At 62.9% G+C, this 16,172-nt stretch carries 12 protein-coding genes; 6 read left to right on the top strand and 6 right to left on the bottom strand.

Annotated elements, in window-relative coordinates; translation table 11 throughout:
• Positions 1-177: 177 nt before the first annotated feature.
• The 6 genes from gcvH to PQT43_RS08115 all read left to right on the top strand — a co-directional run bounded on the left by gcvH (position 178) and on the right by PQT43_RS08115 (position 7,339).
• Positions 178-561, top strand: coding sequence for a glycine cleavage system protein GcvH (gcvH, locus tag PQT43_RS08090; RefSeq protein WP_102860578.1), 384 nt, complete (start codon positions 178-180; stop codon positions 559-561).
• 10 nt (positions 562-571) lie between these two features.
• Positions 572-3,427, top strand: coding sequence for an aminomethyl-transferring glycine dehydrogenase (gene gcvP / locus PQT43_RS08095; RefSeq protein ID WP_272753679.1), 2,856 nt, complete (start codon positions 572-574; stop codon positions 3,425-3,427).
• Positions 3,428-3,607: 180 nt separating this feature from the next.
• Positions 3,608-4,984: an L-serine ammonia-lyase gene (locus PQT43_RS08100; protein WP_102880676.1), complete on the top strand. Its 1,377-nt coding sequence runs from the start codon at positions 3,608-3,610 to the stop codon at positions 4,982-4,984.
• Between the two features lie 40 nt (positions 4,985-5,024).
• Positions 5,025-6,149 (top strand): glycine cleavage system aminomethyltransferase GcvT, encoded by a 1,125-nt coding sequence (gene gcvT, locus PQT43_RS08105; protein ID WP_272753680.1) that lies wholly within the window; start codon positions 5,025-5,027, stop codon positions 6,147-6,149.
• A gap of 392 nt (positions 6,150-6,541) precedes the next feature.
• Entirely contained in the window at positions 6,542-6,754 is a 213-nt protein-coding gene (locus tag PQT43_RS08110; RefSeq protein WP_007977299.1) for a cold-shock protein, read from the top strand.
• 96 nt (positions 6,755-6,850) lie between these two features.
• Complete coding sequence (locus tag PQT43_RS08115) at positions 6,851-7,339, top strand: RDD family protein (protein ID WP_102880677.1); 489 nt, start codon at positions 6,851-6,853, stop codon at positions 7,337-7,339.
• 63 nt (positions 7,340-7,402) lie between these two features.
• On the opposite strand, the gene nadA is transcribed toward PQT43_RS08115, so the two are convergent.
• From nadA to PQT43_RS08145, 6 genes are all read right to left on the bottom strand, one after another.
• Positions 7,403-8,461, bottom strand: coding sequence for a quinolinate synthase NadA (nadA, locus tag PQT43_RS08120; RefSeq protein WP_102860573.1), 1,059 nt, complete (start codon positions 8,459-8,461; stop codon positions 7,403-7,405).
• 331 nt (positions 8,462-8,792) lie between these two features.
• Positions 8,793-9,434 (bottom strand): thioesterase domain-containing protein, encoded by a 642-nt coding sequence (locus PQT43_RS08125; RefSeq protein WP_272753682.1) that lies wholly within the window; start codon positions 9,432-9,434, stop codon positions 8,793-8,795.
• A complete protein-coding gene (locus PQT43_RS08130) occupies positions 9,431-12,499 on the bottom strand; it encodes an AMP-binding protein (RefSeq protein ID WP_272753683.1) in 3,069 nt (1,022 codons plus the stop codon). Before PQT43_RS08130 ends, PQT43_RS08125 begins: the two co-directional genes overlap by 4 nt.
• Before the next feature lie 4 nt (positions 12,500-12,503).
• A complete protein-coding gene (locus tag PQT43_RS08135) occupies positions 12,504-13,514 on the bottom strand; it encodes a zinc-dependent alcohol dehydrogenase (RefSeq protein WP_253084636.1) in 1,011 nt (336 codons plus the stop codon).
• Positions 13,514-14,857 (bottom strand): 3-phosphoshikimate 1-carboxyvinyltransferase, encoded by a 1,344-nt coding sequence (locus PQT43_RS08140; RefSeq protein ID WP_272753684.1) that lies wholly within the window; start codon positions 14,855-14,857, stop codon positions 13,514-13,516. Before PQT43_RS08140 ends, PQT43_RS08135 begins: the two co-directional genes overlap by 1 nt.
• Positions 14,854-16,062, bottom strand: a complete 1,209-nt coding sequence (locus PQT43_RS08145; protein WP_272753685.1) for a Coenzyme F420 hydrogenase/dehydrogenase, beta subunit C-terminal domain — start codon at positions 16,060-16,062, stop codon at positions 14,854-14,856. The genes PQT43_RS08140 and PQT43_RS08145 overlap by 4 nt, the downstream gene beginning before the upstream one ends.
• Between the last annotated feature and the right edge of the window lie 110 nt (positions 16,063-16,172).

The raw sequence follows: 16,172 nt of genomic DNA on the forward strand, positions 1-16,172 counted from the left end.
TAGCGATTTCGCTACACGCGAAAATTTCAGGCCAAAGAGAAAAACGCTCAAGCCATTGTTTTTAAAGGATTAAGTATTTATTGGCCGTGTTCTTGCTATGGACATTGCCATTCGGCTCGGCCCTGCACGAGCATTCAATCGCGTCCACCAGACGAGTCTGGCCCTTGAGGAGTTTCCATGAGCGAGTTGCGTTTTACTGAAGATCACGAATGGCTGCGTAGCGAAGCGGATGGCAGTGTCACCGTCGGCATCACGGCTTTCGCCCAGAACGCTCTGGGTGATGTGGTGTTTGTGCAACTGCCGGAGCTGCAGAGCTACGACAAGGGCGCCGAAGCCGCCACCGTGGAATCGGTAAAGGCCGCCAGCGGCGTGTACATGCCCCTGGACGGTGAAGTGGTCGCCACCAACCCGGCCCTGGAAGACAGCCCGGAACTGGTCAACGAAGATCCGCTGGGTGAAGGCTGGTTCTTCCGCTTCATTCCCGCCGATGCCGCTGCTGTCGGCCAACTGCTGGATCAGGACGCCTACGACCGCCTGATCAAAGCCAGCGCTGAAGCCTGAGGAGCCCGTCATGACCGTCAACCTGACTACCGCCAACGAATTCATCGCGCGCCACATCGGTCCGCGCCAGGGCGATGAGCAAGCCATGCTCAACAGCCTGGGCTTCGACTCCCTGGAAGCCCTGAGCGCCAGCGTGATTCCCGACAGCATCAAGGGCACCAACGTGCTGGACCTGGGTCAGGGCCAGAGCGAAGCCCAGGCCCTGGCCTCGATCAAGGCCATCGCCGCCAAGAACCAACTGTTCAAGACCTACATCGGCCAGGGCTACTACAGCTGTCACACGCCTTCGCCGATCCTGCGCAACCTGCTGGAAAACCCGGCCTGGTACACCGCCTACACCCCCTACCAGCCAGAAATCTCCCAAGGTCGCCTGGAAGCCCTGCTGAACTTCCAGACCCTGATCAGCGACCTGACCGGCCTGCCGATCGCCAACGCCTCGCTGCTGGACGAAGGCACTGCCGCCGCCGAAGCCATGACTTTCTGCAAGCGCCTGAGCAAGAACAAGGGCAGCCACGCCTTCTTCGCTTCCGTGCATTGCCACCCGCAAACCCTGGACGTACTGCGCACTCGTGCCGAGCCCTTGGGGATCAACGTGGTGGTTGGCGATGAGCGCAAACTGACCGATGTCAGCCCGTTCTTCGGTGCTCTGCTGCAATATCCGGCGAGCAACGGCGACCTGTTCGACTACCGCGAACTGGCCGAGCGCTTCCACGCTGCCAACGCCCTGGTGGCCGTGGCCGCCGACCTGCTGGCCCTGACCCTGCTGACCCCGCCGGGCGAGTTCGGTGCCGACGTGGCCATCGGCAGCGCCCAGCACTTCGGCGTGCCGCTGGGCTTCGGTGGTCCGCATGCGGCTTACTTCTCCACTCGCGATGCCTTCAAGCGCGACATGCCGGGCCGTCTGGTCGGTGTCTCTGTAGACCGTTTCGGCAAACCGGCCCTGCGCCTGGCCATGCAGACCCGCGAGCAGCATATCCGCCGTGAAAAGGCCACCAGCAACATCTGCACCGCCCAGGTCCTGCTGGCCAACATCGCCAGCATGTACGCCGTGTACCACGGCCCCAAAGGCCTGATCCAGATTGCCCAGCGCATCCACCAACTGACCGCGATCCTGGCCAAGGGCCTGAAGGATCTGGGGCTGGCCGTGGAGCAGGACAACTTCTTCGACACCCTGAGCCTGCGCACCGGTGCCGATACCGCCGCGCTGCACGACAAGGCTCATGCCCGAGGCATCAACCTGCGGGTGATCGACGCCGAGCGCCTGGGCCTGTCCCTGGACGAAACCACCACCCAGGCCGACGTTGAAGGCCTGTGGAACCTGCTGGGCGAAGGCAAGGCCGCGCCGGACTTCGCCGCCCTGGCGGCTGCGGTCACCAGCAGCATCCCCGCCGCCCTGGTCCGTCAGTCGGCGATCCTCAGCCACCCGGTGTTCAACCGCTATCACTCGGAAACCGAGCTGATGCGCTACCTGCGCAAATTGGCGGACAAGGACCTGGCCCTGGATCGCACCATGATCCCGCTGGGTTCCTGCACCATGAAGCTCAACGCCGCCAGCGAGATGATCCCGATCACCTGGGCCGAGTTCGGTGCTCTGCACCCCTTCGCTCCGGCCGAGCAGAGTGCTGGCTACCAGCAACTGACCACCGAGCTGGAAGCCATGCTCTGCGCCGCCACCGGCTACGACGCCGTCTCCCTGCAGCCCAACGCCGGCTCCCAGGGTGAGTACGCCGGTCTCCTGGCCATCCGCGCCTATCACCAGAGTCGTGGCGATGACCGTCGCGACATCTGCCTGATTCCTTCCTCGGCCCACGGCACCAACCCGGCCACCGCCAACATGGCCGGCATGCGCGTGGTGGTCACCGCCTGCGACGCCCGCGGCAACGTCGATATTGAAGACCTGCGGGCCAAGGCCATCGAGCACCGCGAACACCTCGCCGCGCTGATGATCACTTACCCGTCGACCCACGGTGTGTTCGAAGAAGGCATCCGCGAAATCTGCGGCATCATTCATGACAACGGCGGCCAGGTGTACATCGATGGCGCCAACATGAACGCCATGGTCGGCCTCTGCGCGCCGGGCAAATTCGGTGGCGATGTGTCCCACCTGAACCTGCACAAGACCTTCTGCATTCCCCACGGTGGTGGCGGTCCGGGGGTTGGCCCGATCGGCGTCAAATCGCACCTGGCGCCTTTCCTGCCGGGCCACGCGGCGCTGGAAAACAAGACAGGCGCGGTGTGTGCCGCACCGTTCGGCAGCGCCAGCATCCTGCCGATCACCTGGATGTACATCCGCATGATGGGCGGCGCCGGCCTCAAGCGCGCATCGCAGCTGGCGATCCTCAATGCCAACTACATTTCCCGGCGCCTGGAAGAGCACTACCCCGTGCTCTACACCGGCAGCAACGGCCTGGTGGCCCACGAATGCATCCTCGACCTGCGTCCTTTGAAAGACAGCAGCGGCATCAGCGTCGATGACGTGGCCAAGCGCCTGATCGATTTTGGCTTCCACGCGCCGACCATGTCGTTCCCGGTAGCCGGTACCCTGATGATCGAACCGACCGAAAGCGAATCCAAGGAAGAACTGGACCGCTTCTGCGACGCCATGATCCGCATCCGCGAGGAAATCCGCGCCGTGGAAAACGGCACTCTGGACAAGGACGACAACCCGCTGAAGAACGCTCCGCACACGGCAGCAGAACTGGTGGGCGAATGGTCCCATCCGTACAGCCGCGAGCAGGCCGTGTACCCAGTGGCATCGCTGATCGAAGGCAAGTACTGGCCGCCGGTTGGCCGGGTCGACAACGTGTTTGGCGACCGCAACCTGGTGTGCGCCTGCCCGTCGATCGAAAGCTACCAGGACGCCTAAGCCGTCCATCACAGGAGAGCCGTGCCCCTGCAGATACCGCGTATACCTGTAGGAGCCGGCTCGCCGGCGATGAGCAATAACGCATCAATCGGGCAGAGCAGCGGCGCCTGAATCGCGGGCAAGCCCGCTCCTGCAAATGCCTGCTTGCCGATCACTACAATAAGAAACCGGAGAACCAACATGTCCCTGAGCGTGTTCGACCTGTTCAAGATTGGCATCGGCCCCTCCAGTTCCCACACCGTCGGCCCGATGCGCGCAGCAGCGCGTTTTGTCGAAGGCCTGCGGCGCGATCAACTGCTGGCCAGCACCACCTGCGTCAAAGTCGAGCTGTACGGCTCGCTGGGCGCCACTGGTAAAGGCCATGGCAGCGACAAGGCCGTGCTGCTGGGCCTGGAAGGTGAACACCCGGACACCGTGAACACCGAAAATATCGCCGCACGCCTGCAGCAAATACGCAGCAGCGGACGTATCGATCTGCTCGGCGAACACAGCATTGCGTTCAACGAGAAAGAACACCTGGCAATGATCCGCAAACCCCTGGCCTATCACCCCAATGGCATGATTTTCCGTGCCTTCGATAGCGCCGGTCTGCAGATCCGCAGCCGTGAGTACTACTCCGTTGGCGGCGGTTTCGTGGTCGACGAAGACGCCGCCGGCGCCGACCGTATCGTCGAAGACACCACTCGCTTGACCTTTCCTTTCAGGAACGCCAAGGAGCTGCTGCAGCACTGCAGCACCTACGGCTTGTCCATCAGCCAGGTGATGCTGACCAACGAAAGCGCCTGGCGCCCGGAAGCGGAAACCCGTGCCGGACTGCTGAAGATCTGGCAGGTGATGCAGGACTGCGTGGACGCCGGTTGTCGCAATGAAGGGATTCTGCCCGGCGGGCTCAAGGTCAAGCGCCGCGCTGCCGCCTTGCATCGCCAACTGTGCAAACACCCGGAAGCGGCACTGCGCGATGCCCTGTCAGTACTGGACTGGGTCAACCTCTACGCCCTGGCGGTGAATGAAGAAAACGCCAACGGCGGGCGAGTGGTCACCGCCCCTACCAATGGCGCGGCCGGAATCATTCCGGCGGTGCTGCATTACTACATGCGCTTCATCCCCGGGGCCAACGAAGACGGGGTGGTGCGTTTTCTCCTCACGGCTGCGGCCATCGGCATTCTGTACAAGGAAAACGCCTCGATCTCCGGCGCCGAAGTCGGCTGCCAGGGCGAAGTGGGCGTGGCCTGCTCAATGGCGGCCGGGGCCTTGTGCGAAGTCCTCGGAGGCAGCGTGCAGCAGGTGGAGAACGCCGCGGAAATCGGCATGGAACACAATCTCGGATTGACCTGCGACCCGATTGGCGGCCTGGTGCAAGTGCCCTGCATCGAGCGCAACGCCATGGGTTCGGTCAAAGCCATCAACGCGGTGCGCATGGCCCTGCGGGGTGACGGGCAGCATTTCGTCTCCCTGGACAAGGTCATTCGCACCATGCGCCAGACCGGCGCCGACATGAAAAGCAAATACAAGGAAACCGCCCGTGGCGGTCTGGCCGTGAACATTATCGAGTGCTGATGCCCAAGCGACGCATCCGCACATTTTTCAGGAGTTGCCCATGTCCACCGAAACACTGTTGAAAACCCCATTGCACAGCCTGCACCTGGAACTCGGCGCCCGCATGGTGCCGTTCGCCGGCTACGACATGCCGGTGCAGTACCCGCTTGGGGTAATGAAAGAGCATCAGCACACCCGTGAGCACGCTGGTCTGTTCGATGTGTCCCACATGGGGCAGATCCGCTTGAGCGGCGCCAATGCCGCCAAGGCCCTGGAAACCCTGGTGCCGGTAGACATCATCGACTTGCCGGTGGGCATGCAGCGCTACGCCATGTTCACCAACGAACAGGGCGGTATCCTCGATGACCTGATGGTCGCCAACCTGGGCGACGGGCAACTGTTCCTGGTGGTCAACGCCGCGTGCAAGGAGCAGGACCTGGCCCATCTGCGCCAGCACATCGGCGATCAATGCGACATCCAACCCCTGTTCGAAGAACGCGCCCTGCTGGCACTGCAAGGACCGGCAGCAGTCACCGTACTGGCACGCCTGGCGCCGGAAGTGGCGCAGATGACCTTCATGCAGTTCAAGCCGGTGCAGGTGCTGGGCGCCGACTGTTTTGTCAGCCGTTCGGGTTACACCGGGGAGGACGGCTTCGAAATCTCGGTACCGGCTGATCAGGCGGAAAAACTAGCCCGGGCGCTGTTGGCCGAGCCGGAAGTGGCGGCCATTGGGCTGGGCGCCCGTGACTCCCTGCGCCTGGAAGCCGGCCTGTGCCTGTATGGCCACGATATGAACAGCGACACCACGCCGATCCAGGCCAGCCTGCTGTGGGCTATCTCCAAGGTCCGCCGTGCCGATGGTGCCAGGGCTGGCGGTTTCCCAGGCGCCCAGGCGATCTTTGCCCAACAGCAAGATGGCGTCAGTCGCAAACGCGTCGGCCTGCTGCCACAGGAACGGACACCGGTACGAGAAGGCGCGGAAATCGTCGACGCCGAAGGCAACATCATCGGTAGCGTCTGCAGCGGCGGCTTCGGCCCCACCTTGGGCGGTCCATTGGCCATGGGTTACCTCGACGTGAAGCACAGTGCACTTGATACGCCGGTTGCTGCGATAGTTCGTGGGAAAAAGGTGCCAATGCTTGTAAGCAAAATGCCATTCGTGCCACAACGCTACTACCGTGGCTAAAGGACTGTTTCTATAAGTAACGCGGTTGCGTTAGAAGTGCACTAATCTGTAACGCAACCGCCATAAAACAGTGCATATTTTCGATACTGAACGCTACTTATAACGCCCGAAAACAATTGAACAACTCTATCGAATAAGCCCTGCACGCTAGTTCCGCCAAACCTCGGAAAGCTGAGTAAAACCGGGGCTTCGCGGGGCTTGTTTTTTCTCCCATAGTTGGCGTAGAGTTTCCCCACTGTGTTTGCATGGGTCGCTTGGAATCGTGACCTGGGCAGTAGCTAACAAGTTTGCTACAACCCGTTCGACGTCTCTTACTTTCCTGCAACCCAGCCCAGTACTCTTTCATGAGGAAGAGACTGTCATTAATTTTTTAGCGTCAAAGGAAATAAGAAATGTCCCAACGTCAGAGCGGTACCGTCAAGTGGTTTAACGACGAGAAAGGTTTTGGTTTTATCACTCCAGAAAGCGGTCCGGATCTGTTCGTACACTTCCGCGCCATTCAGGGCAACGGCTTCAAGAGCCTGAAAGAAGGCCAAAAAGTGACCTTCATCGCTGTGCAAGGCCAGAAAGGCATGCAGGCTGACGAAGTACAAGCAGAAGCTTAATCGTCTGTAACGAAAAAGCCCCTGATGCTGACATCAGGGGCTTTTTTGTGCGCGCAATTCCGTAAAATGGCTTCTTTTTTCAGTCGAGAGCCTGTCATGTCGAAACATCTGCTAAGCCCCCAAGGCGAATTCCCCGCCGCTGGTCTGGGTCGTCGCCTGGCAGCGATGTTCTATGATTTTCTACTCTGCGTCGCCCTGCTGATTGTCACGGGCGGCCTCTACAAACTGATCCAGATGCAAATCATCGGCGAAACGCGGATGCGCGCCCTGACCGAGTCTGGAGCCCTGGACGGCGATCCACTGTACTCAACCGTACTGCTGTTCGTGCTGTTCGGTTTCTTCGCCAAGTTCTGGACCCATTCCGGACAGACCCTGGGCATGCAAGTCTGGGGCATTCGGGTGCAGAACGCCGATGGCAGCCGCATCAGCCTGTGGCAGGCGCTGTTGCGTTTCATGGTGTCCATCGCGTCCTGGCTGTGCGCGGGCCTGGGCTTCTTCTGGGTGCTGGTGGACAAGCAGAAACGCAGCTGGCACGACATCTATTCCAATACCCAGCTGGTGCGTATCCCCAAGAAAAAGAAATAGCCCGCCACTCACAAAAACGCCCCGACAGATCGGGGCGTTTTCATGACCACGGGAGAAAACCGATCAGGCGTTACCCGCCAGTTTCATCCGCGCCGCCTGGGTAAAGTCCAGCATGCGCTTGAGCGGCCGAACCGCATTAGGGATCAGCGCCGGGTCCACATGGATCTCGTTGCTGCCCTGCTGCAGGCACTGCAAGGTGCGCTCAAGGGTATTCATGGCCATCCACGGGCAATGGGCACAACTGCGGCACGCCGCGCCGTTACCGGCAGTAGGCGCCTCGATGAACACCTTGTCCGGGCACAGCTGCTGCATCTTGTAGAAGATGCCGCGGTCGGTAGCGACGATGAAGGTCTTGTTCGGCAAGCGCTGCGCGGCCGCGATCAACTGGCTGGTGGAGCCAACCGCGTCAGCCAGATCGATCACCGAACTGGGGGACTCCGGGTGCACCAGGATCGCCGCCTCTGGGTACAGCGCCTTCATGTCTTCCAGTTGCTTGGACTTGAACTCTTCATGAACGATGCATGCACCGTCCCAGAGCAGCATGTCGGCACCGGTCTGGCGCTGGATGTAAGTACCCAGGTGCTTGTCCGGCCCCCAGATGATCTTCTCGCCGTTATCCATCAGGCTTTCGACGATCTCCAGGGCGCAGCTGGAGGTGACCACCCAATCGGCGCGGGCTTTGACCGCTGCCGAGGTGTTGGCATACACCACCACGGTACGCTCGGGGTGCTGATCGCAAAAAGCCGAGAACTCATCCACCGGGCAACCCAGATCGAGAGAGCAAGTGGCTTCCAGCGTCGGCATCAGCACGCGTTTTTCAGGATTGAGAATCTTCGCCGTTTCCCCCATGAAGCGGACACCGGCAACCACGACGGTCTTGGCCGGATGGGCATTGCCGAAGCGCGCCATTTCCAGGGAGTCGGAAACACAGCCACCGGTTTCTTCGGCCAGGGCCTGAATCACCGGATCACAATAGAAATGTGCAACCAGCACCGCATCCTGAGCCTTGAGCTCGGCAGCGATGGCGGTACGCAGATGGGCCTCTTGCTCAGCGCTCAAGGGTTTGGGCTGCTTGGCGTCGAGGTGGGCTTGAACCAGAAGGCGTTCAGAAATTTGCGTCATGTTCGCAAGACCTGCAGGCGCTTGGGCGCGAAAGTCGAGTATACCACCGGCTCCGGACCGCTTAGGGCCCCGCCGGGAGAGTGAGTTCATCAGGTACGGACAGCATTGGAGCCGCGCAAGGCTACAGAATATCCAGGGTATTCAAAAGCCTATTCTGCCCAACAGCCACGCCCTGCCCCGCTGGCTCCGTATCTGCCCCGGGCGCGTTCAAGACGCGCCTGGACCGTCGGTCGGGCCGAACACTACCCAGCCCCGGTCCGGCATGCACCACCAGGAGGTGCAAGGAACGACCCGACGGGAACTTCACCCGCCTCGAACAGCCCACAACCGCTCACCAAGCGATTCGCGGCAGAGCGCTGCGATCCAGAAGCCAGGTCGCCACATCAGGACTATTGATCACTGAAGCATGGTGACTCCGCTCATCCCGCCAGTAGCGATTGTCCTGGGCCGGATCGAGGCCCAAGCCCTGGGCCAGCGCCTCGGCGCTGCGGCCAGCAGATAGCAGCACATCCACCGCGCGCCCCTTCAGCGACACGGCCTGCCACTCAGAGAGCAGCAGGATATTGCCGTGGACACAGTCGCGGCTGACCAACTGTGCATCCACCAAGTCGTCGATATAGGCGTACTGCGGGTCGGCTTCCAGGCGTTGAGCAATGGCGGCCGGGTCCAGTCCTCGTAGCTCGGACAGCCGTGGCGGGTCCACCAGCAATACGGGCTGCGGCGCACTCGCCAGGCCCCGCCGTGCCACGCAACAAGCGGCCACATAGGCGCCGAATGAGTAACCCAGCACCGCGTCCACTGTATTCAGGTCGTGCTCCTGGGCAATGTTTCGGGCCAGGGCGCCGACACTGGAATAGGGCCAGTAGTCGCTGTAGTTGACCTGCACCAGCGACACCCGCCCCTTGAGCGCCCTCCCCAGGGCGGAAAAACAGATCGGATGGCCGACAAAGTCGGGAAAGCAGATCAGCTTCATCCCCGTTCCCCCGCCGCAACAAAAGACTCCAGGAAGGCCCGGGCCTGCGGCTCTGGCAAATAGCTGTTGAGCAGCACGTCGCAGCCCTGAGCCGACTTGACCACCGTCAGGTCAAGCAGGGTCTTGGGCCACTCAGTGACCGGGTTGGCGATCCGGGTTTGCAGCCACTGTGCATCACTGGCCGGCAGCTCGACGAAGTTGCACAGGAACGCCGGGGCAAAGCCATACAAGCCCAGCGCAACCAGTATCTCCTCATAGCCGAGCACCGCTCGGGCCAGCTTGTCATTCAGGTAGTCCATGGTGGCTTGCGGCTCGCAACCCTGGGCAAATCGCCCCGCTGTCAGCGGCACCGGCACGGTGTAAGTGGAGAAACCGCTGATCACCGCCTGCTCGGCCCAGGCGAACAGCAGATTGACAATCGGCGCCTCAATCCCCAGTCCCACGACGCAGCCCTGGCGAAACGCCTGCAACAGGTGGAACAGACGTTGTGGCGAGGCCAGCTTCAGCGGGTCCATGGCCAACCGCGTCCGCATCTGTACCGGCTGGGCGGTGGCCACCGGCGCTACGACATCGGCCAGCGGCGCATACTCCTCGGCCTCCTGCTCCCAGGCCTCGGTGCCGCCATCTGCCAGGTGCTCATAGTCCTCGACCTGCATCAGGTTGTTACCGATAAAGGAAAAATCCGGCCCCTCCGCTATCAACTGCGGGTCCTGCGCCAACTGCTCAACGCTGCGCAGCAGGCTCAGTTGTCCAACGTGGTTGCCGAGAATGTGATGCAGCCACAGCCCCAAGTGCAGGACGCCGTCGATGCGCACCTTGAACAAGCTGCACAGGTCCTGTTCGAACAACGACAGCGGCCGCTGGAGGAAGTGTTCCACGCAGGCCTCCTGGCTGGGGAACTCCGCGACAGGGTCCAGCCACAGGCGCGCCGGCGGCTCGGGAGCCAGGTCGAAACAGTACTCGCCCTCGACCCGGGCCACTCGACAGCCCGCTAGCGGATAACGCTGCTTCAGCCCCTGGGCCAGCGTCGCCAGGTCCAGCCCGGCGGCCGGCAACTGCTCGGGCCGGAACAGATAGAGCACGTTGTTGGCCCGCAGGTCCTTGTGCAACAGCTCGGCATACACCATCGACAGCTGGCTCTTGTTCAGGCCGATCCAGCGACTGTCGCCAGCCGCCTGCAACGGCTCGGGAACGTTGCGCAACACCTCCCGGGCCTGGCTGGCGGAGGTGGCGCGGAGCACGGCAAAACGCCCCAGGTGGCTGTTGATCGAAAACCCTGCATGGGCTTCGGACAGGGACTCCTGCTGCAGCGGCGTGACGTAGTACTGCTCGGTGCCCCTTTCCAGCAACGACGCCAAAACGGGCTGCGCCTGCAGCCAGTCCAGCAACTGCTGCAGGCTGCTCATGCGGTAGAACTGTTCCAGGCCCAGGCCCTCCCGGCCCAGGTGCCGGTTCACCGTATCCACCAGCTTGATTGCCCCCAGTGAGTTGCCTCCGTTGTCGAAGAAACTGCGCTGACGGTCATGAGCCAACACGCCAAAGCGCGCGAGAAAACGCCCCGCTGCCGAATCGTCCACGTCCCGGGGCCGATGCTCGCCGCACAGGCGCTGCTTCAGTTCAGCGATATCCAGCTTGCCGGACGCCCGCAGGGGAAAGCGTTCAAGCCCGACAAAGCGCTGCGGCAACATGAACGGCGGCAGGCGTTGCCGACCATACTCGGCCAGCGCCCCAGGTTCGACACCGGGGGCTTCCAGGTACACCAGCAGCAACTGCGCCTCGCTCCCCAGATCATCCAGCAGTACCGCACAGTCGAGCATTCCCGGATAACGCTTGAAGGCCGCAGCCACCTCAGTCAACGACAGGCGCTGGCCACGCAACTTGATCTGGTCATCGCTGCGGCCGTGAAAGTGATACAGCCCCTGGCCATCGCGGGAAACCAGATCACCACTGCGGTAGCAACGCAGCGTCTGCCCCTGCCACGGCCGTTCGATGAAGCGCTCCCGGGTCAGCGCCGCGTCCCCAAGATAACCGGGGGACAGCCCATCTCCGGCAATCAGCAATTCACCGGGCTCATCCACATCGCATTCCTGCCCGTCGGCGCGCACCAGCAGCAAGACAGCATCGTCCACGCCATGGCCGATAGGAATCTCCCGGGTGCAGTCAAAGTCCCGGGGAATGGCATAGACACAGGTGCCCATGGTGTTTTCCGTGGGGCCATAACCGTTGTACAGCGTCAGCCCGTCGGCGGCGGCATAGGCCTGCTGGATATGCCCCGCGGACAGCACCTCGCCGCCGACCATCAGCCGCTGGACACCCCGCAGCCAGTCGCGATCGATGTCGATGAAGGTGTTGAACAGGGTCGAGGTCAGCCACAGGCTGTCGACCCCGGCGTCATGGATGTAACGCCGCAGGTGCCCGAGGGTCAGTGGACCGGGGACATGAATATGCAGCTCGCCGCCATTGAGCAGCGCGGTCCAGATCTCGAACTGCGAGGCATCGAAGGTCAGGTTCGAGGCATAGAGCATGCGAAAACCCGGCTGCAACGGAAAGTGTCGCGGGCGGTCGCAAAAGCCCAACACCCCGCGATGGGTGCAGGGAATGATCTTCGGTGCGCCAGTAGTGCCGCTGGAAAAGTTCACGTACACCGGCTCGGCACCGGTTAGCTGCGGCCAGCACGGCCTCTCGTCCGTCGGCGCCAGCAATGGCTCCAGTGCCAGATACCCGGGGCCACCGGCAGCCTCCTGAGTGATGCGCCAATGCACGCCGCTGCGCTCACAGACCGACTGGTTCCACTGGGGCGGATTGCTGCGGTCCAGATAGCAGTACGACAGGCCTGCCCGGACCATGCCCACCAGCAGCACCAGTTGCTCGATCGAACGCTCCACTTCCAGGCCCAGGGTGCTGCCCGGTGACAGGCCGAGGCCCAGCAGCCGCGCCGCCACAGCAGCCGAGCGCTGCTCCAGCTCTCGGTAGCTGAGCCGTGCGCCGTTGCAGCTCAGCGCGGTGTCCGTGGCGTGGCGAGCGAAGACTTCATCCAGGCGCGAAGCTATAGATAGATGGCCCATGCCGTTAATCGTCCCTGTGCTTGATCAGGTTGATTCCAGGGGCGAAGAACGCCTCTGAGTTGTAGGTCTGCAACGCCTGCTCCAGGTCCATCTCGACTCGCCGCAAGTGCTCCAGCCAGGCCTTGCCGGTCACCAGATAGTCGAGGCAACGCGCGATGTTGCGCTCAACCGTGGCCTCTCCTAACGGACACTGCACGTTCTTGAGGCCATGATGGTAAGCGTCGTCGCGATAACCGTTGCCGCAGCGGGAAACGTTGACGATGTCGATGTTGCCCATTTGCGGCGAGAGCTCCAGGGTCAGGCTGACTCGCCCGACATTCACCAGCCGCGAACGGGTCTGCCCGTTACCCTCCGGATTGAGCAGGGCCAGCAAGCGCGGAAACAAGGCGCTGATATCGCCATCGATGCACAGGAAGATCCGGGTGAAGCGCCCGGCCATCGCCCCAGGCTCGGCCAGCAGGTCGAGCACCCGCACCGGCAGGCCCGGATCGATGGCGGCCGGGTTCAGGTCGGCCACCCAGATCTGCGCGTCATGACAGGCCGCCACCAGGCCGAGCATCTTGCCCACCAGGCCCATGCCCACCACCAGGATCTGTTCCCCCGCCTGCAATTGCGCACGGTCCACCGCATGCACGGCCGTGGCGCCCAGGGTGGCGAGAATCGCCTGGTCCTGAGTCAGTGATGGCGGCACCTTGCACACCAGGCGCTGCGGCACCTGGATCCAGTTGGAATGGGTGGCGATCTTCCAGCCCATGGCCACCACCCGGTCCCCCGGTTGCAAGCCTGCAACCTTGGCCCCCACTGCGTGAACCACCCCGACCGCGCAATAGCCCAGTGGCAACTGCTCGCCCGTCTCGCGAACCTGCTGCAGGTAGTGGCGCTCGGTCCCCGGGCTGACCATGGAATAGTCCACCGCCACCCGCACTTCGGTGGCCGCCAGTGCGGCGAGCGGCGCCTCAAGGGCGATCACGCCATTGGCGCCACAGGCGGTGAGTGTGTAGCAATCGGCGCGCATCAGGCCTCCCGTCCGGTCAGGCGATCCAGGCATTGGGCGAACCCTGGAAAGGAAGTCTGGTAGCAATGCCCTTCGAGGATGGTGGCCTTGAGCCCGTGGGCCAGCAGCAATACGTGAGCGGTCATCGACAGGCGATGGTCACCGAAGGTCGGGATCGCCCCTTGCACCCGCGGTGTCTGCCCGCCCGACACGTGCACGTCGTAGCCCTCGACCCGATAGTCCAGGCCCAGGGCATTGAGCATGCTGCGGGTGGCGGCGATCCGGTCCGACTCCTTGAAGGTCAGTTCGTAAAGGTCACTGAAGGTCGCACTTCCCGGCAGCACGCAGCTGATGGCCAGGGCCAGCGGCACCTCGTCGATCATCGCGTGGAACTGATGCTTGTCGCGCAAGTCGTGGGCCCTGGGTCGGCCACCGCCGCGCAGCAGCAGACGCCCCACCGGCTCGCCATGGCGAATGCTGTCCACTTCCAGCGTCAGGTTGAAGCCGCAGGCCAGCAGCCAGTTGAAGAAGCCCAGGCGCGTCGGGTTCAGGCACAGGTTGTCGAAGCTCAGGCACTGCTGCTCCTGGTGGCGGTTGCACAGCAGGAACAGCGCCGCGGGATAGGCAATGGCCGATGGGTCGCGGGGCACGCTGATCTCGGTGGGGATCGCACAGTCACGGGGCTGATAGTGGATCTGCAGCTGCTCGTCCTGCAGCCAGTCGCCAAAACTGTTGATGATGCGCTGGGTGTGATCCCGGGCCACCACCGGGTAACGGATCGACATCGGCTTGCGTGCCGCGACCCCGGCAAACAGCAAGGTGCTGATGGCCTGGGCGCTGCCAATCCGGATCTGCGCCGCACCGCCCTGGAACGACGCCTGATGAATGCGGATTGGCAGCGCTCCCGGTCGGCCCAGGTACTCCAGGTGGGCGCCCATCTGGTTCAAGGGCTCGACGATCCAGTCGAAGGGACGATTGCGCAGGGTCTCGTCGCCGTCGACGATGCACGGCACATTGAGCCCCACCAGCATCCCGATCAACAGCCGCGCCGCAGCGCTGGAGGGCCCCAGGTCGACCCGCCGATCATGGGTTGCCTGGGCGAACCCACCGCTGATCTCCAGGGTCTGTGGCGCTTGCCCCGGCGTGACCTCAAGGCCCAGTTGCTGCAGGGCATCGAGCAACAGGGTCACCGCCTTGCCCCGATTCAAGTCCCGCAGGCGCACCGGGTGCCGAGCCAGCGCAGCGAACAGGATCATCCGGTGGCTGATGGACTTGTCCGACGGCAAGTAGTCGTCGATGTTGGCCCAGACCTGCTGTTCACGGTCCAGGGTGAAATCGATGGGCCGGTCCGGATAATCGATCATGGGGTACTCCTGTACTTGGCGGGGTTGATCAGTTCGGCGTCGTCCACCAGCGCTTCGTCGTCGAAGAAGTCGCCCACGCCGGGCCCGGCGGGCAGCACCAGCGGCTGGGTTTCGTAGAAGCGCCGGCGGTTCTTCTTGCGTTCAAGGCCGAGGTTGAAGCCACTCAGGTCGACGCCCCAGCTTTCCAGCCGGCCGTGGGCGATCGCACTGTCCACCAGGGCCTGGCCCCTTTCGGTACGGATCAGCGCACGGCCGTGTTTCTGCTCCTGGGAGCCGTTGAGGCTGGCTTCAAAAATGTTCGGGTCGCCGTCACAGACGCTGACGTCGGCCAGCCCGCTCATCCAGTCACCGCAACTGAGGCAGCGAAAGGTCTTGTTGTCCTTGAGCTTGCCGAGGATTTCCCAGAAATCGATGCCGAAGGTCTGGCTGTCCAGCAGGGTGACTTGCAGGCGCCCGGGGTAATCGCCTTCGCGGTACTTGATGCCGCGGACCTGTTGCGGGTCCTGCCCCAGCACTTCGCTGATGATGCTGCGGGTGCCGGCCGGCAAGGTGTTGGAGGAACAGGCGGTCTCGATCACGCAAACGATCTGACTGCGAGCCCAGTGGCCGATGGCCGTGTCCCGACACTGCAACTTGCGGATCGCCTGCACGTGGCAAGCCAGCCCCACCAGGGCGATGCGTGCCTTGGGCTGCTGTTCGTAAACTTCACGCAGGGCATTCAGGTAAGGCGCCAACTGGTAGGTGGACTGGGCATTGTTGAGGATCGCCTGTGCGGCGCTGCCCAGCTGCGGGGCACTGCGCCAGCCCTGCTCGGGGTGACGGCCCATGGTCAGGGTCAGGTCCACGGCGAAATGGTCCCGAGCAGTCAGCAACAAGGTGGTGGCGGTGCCGCCGCTGGCCGAGCGCTGGACAATCTGCGGATCGGTGGAGCGCGCGCCGATGGCCTGGCGGCTGATTCCCAGCCAGCGCTCATCGGCACGGCGGGTACGACCGAACAGCTCCAGCTCGGCGCGATCGGTATCCGGCTGCAACCCCGGACACACCGCCAGGCACTCGGTACAACTCCCGCAACTGTCGCCGATGCCCTCCAGCAAAGGCACCACCCGATCCGGGTCGAAGCTGATCAGTTGCTCTGGACACACCAGGGCACAGGCGCCGCAACCGGCACACAGATTCTGATCGAGCACCGTTAGTTTCAATAACATCCCTGTCATCTTGGACAAGCCTCGTGTGCCGTTTTCCGGGTGCAGCCAGCCGCGCCCCTGCGAATCAGGGGCGGGCAGAACCTGCAGTGCTGAAGTGGCCGCTGACGGTC

The organism is Pseudomonas sp. BLCC-B112 (genome assembly GCF_028550695.1).
In the GTDB taxonomy this organism is placed as follows: domain Bacteria; phylum Pseudomonadota; class Gammaproteobacteria; order Pseudomonadales; family Pseudomonadaceae; genus Aquipseudomonas; species Aquipseudomonas danubii.

What these genes read in the sequence shown, in the direction of transcription:
- PQT43_RS08140 (WP_272753684.1), bottom strand. Translation starts at nt 14,857, where the DNA reads ATGATCGATTATCCGGACCGGCCCATCGATTTCACCCTGGACCGTGAA.
- gcvP (WP_272753679.1), top strand. Translation starts at nt 572, where the DNA reads ATGACCGTCAACCTGACTACCGCCAACGAATTCATCGCGCGCCACATC.
- PQT43_RS08130 (WP_272753683.1), bottom strand. Translation starts at nt 12,499, where the DNA reads ATGGGCCATCTATCTATAGCTTCGCGCCTGGATGAAGTCTTCGCTCGC.
- PQT43_RS08110 (WP_007977299.1), top strand. Translation starts at nt 6,542, where the DNA reads ATGTCCCAACGTCAGAGCGGTACCGTCAAGTGGTTTAACGACGAGAAA.
- PQT43_RS08135 (WP_253084636.1), bottom strand. Translation starts at nt 13,514, where the DNA reads ATGCGCGCCGATTGCTACACACTCACCGCCTGTGGCGCCAATGGCGTG.
- PQT43_RS08115 (WP_102880677.1), top strand. Translation starts at nt 6,851, where the DNA reads ATGTCGAAACATCTGCTAAGCCCCCAAGGCGAATTCCCCGCCGCTGGT.
- PQT43_RS08145 (WP_272753685.1), bottom strand. Translation starts at nt 16,062, where the DNA reads ATGTTATTGAAACTAACGGTGCTCGATCAGAATCTGTGTGCCGGTTGC.
- gcvT (WP_272753680.1), top strand. Translation starts at nt 5,025, where the DNA reads ATGTCCACCGAAACACTGTTGAAAACCCCATTGCACAGCCTGCACCTG.
- PQT43_RS08125 (WP_272753682.1), bottom strand. Translation starts at nt 9,434, where the DNA reads ATGAAGCTGATCTGCTTTCCCGACTTTGTCGGCCATCCGATCTGTTTT.
- nadA (WP_102860573.1), bottom strand. Translation starts at nt 8,461, where the DNA reads ATGACGCAAATTTCTGAACGCCTTCTGGTTCAAGCCCACCTCGACGCC.
- gcvH (WP_102860578.1), top strand. Translation starts at nt 178, where the DNA reads ATGAGCGAGTTGCGTTTTACTGAAGATCACGAATGGCTGCGTAGCGAA.
- PQT43_RS08100 (WP_102880676.1), top strand. Translation starts at nt 3,608, where the DNA reads ATGTCCCTGAGCGTGTTCGACCTGTTCAAGATTGGCATCGGCCCCTCC.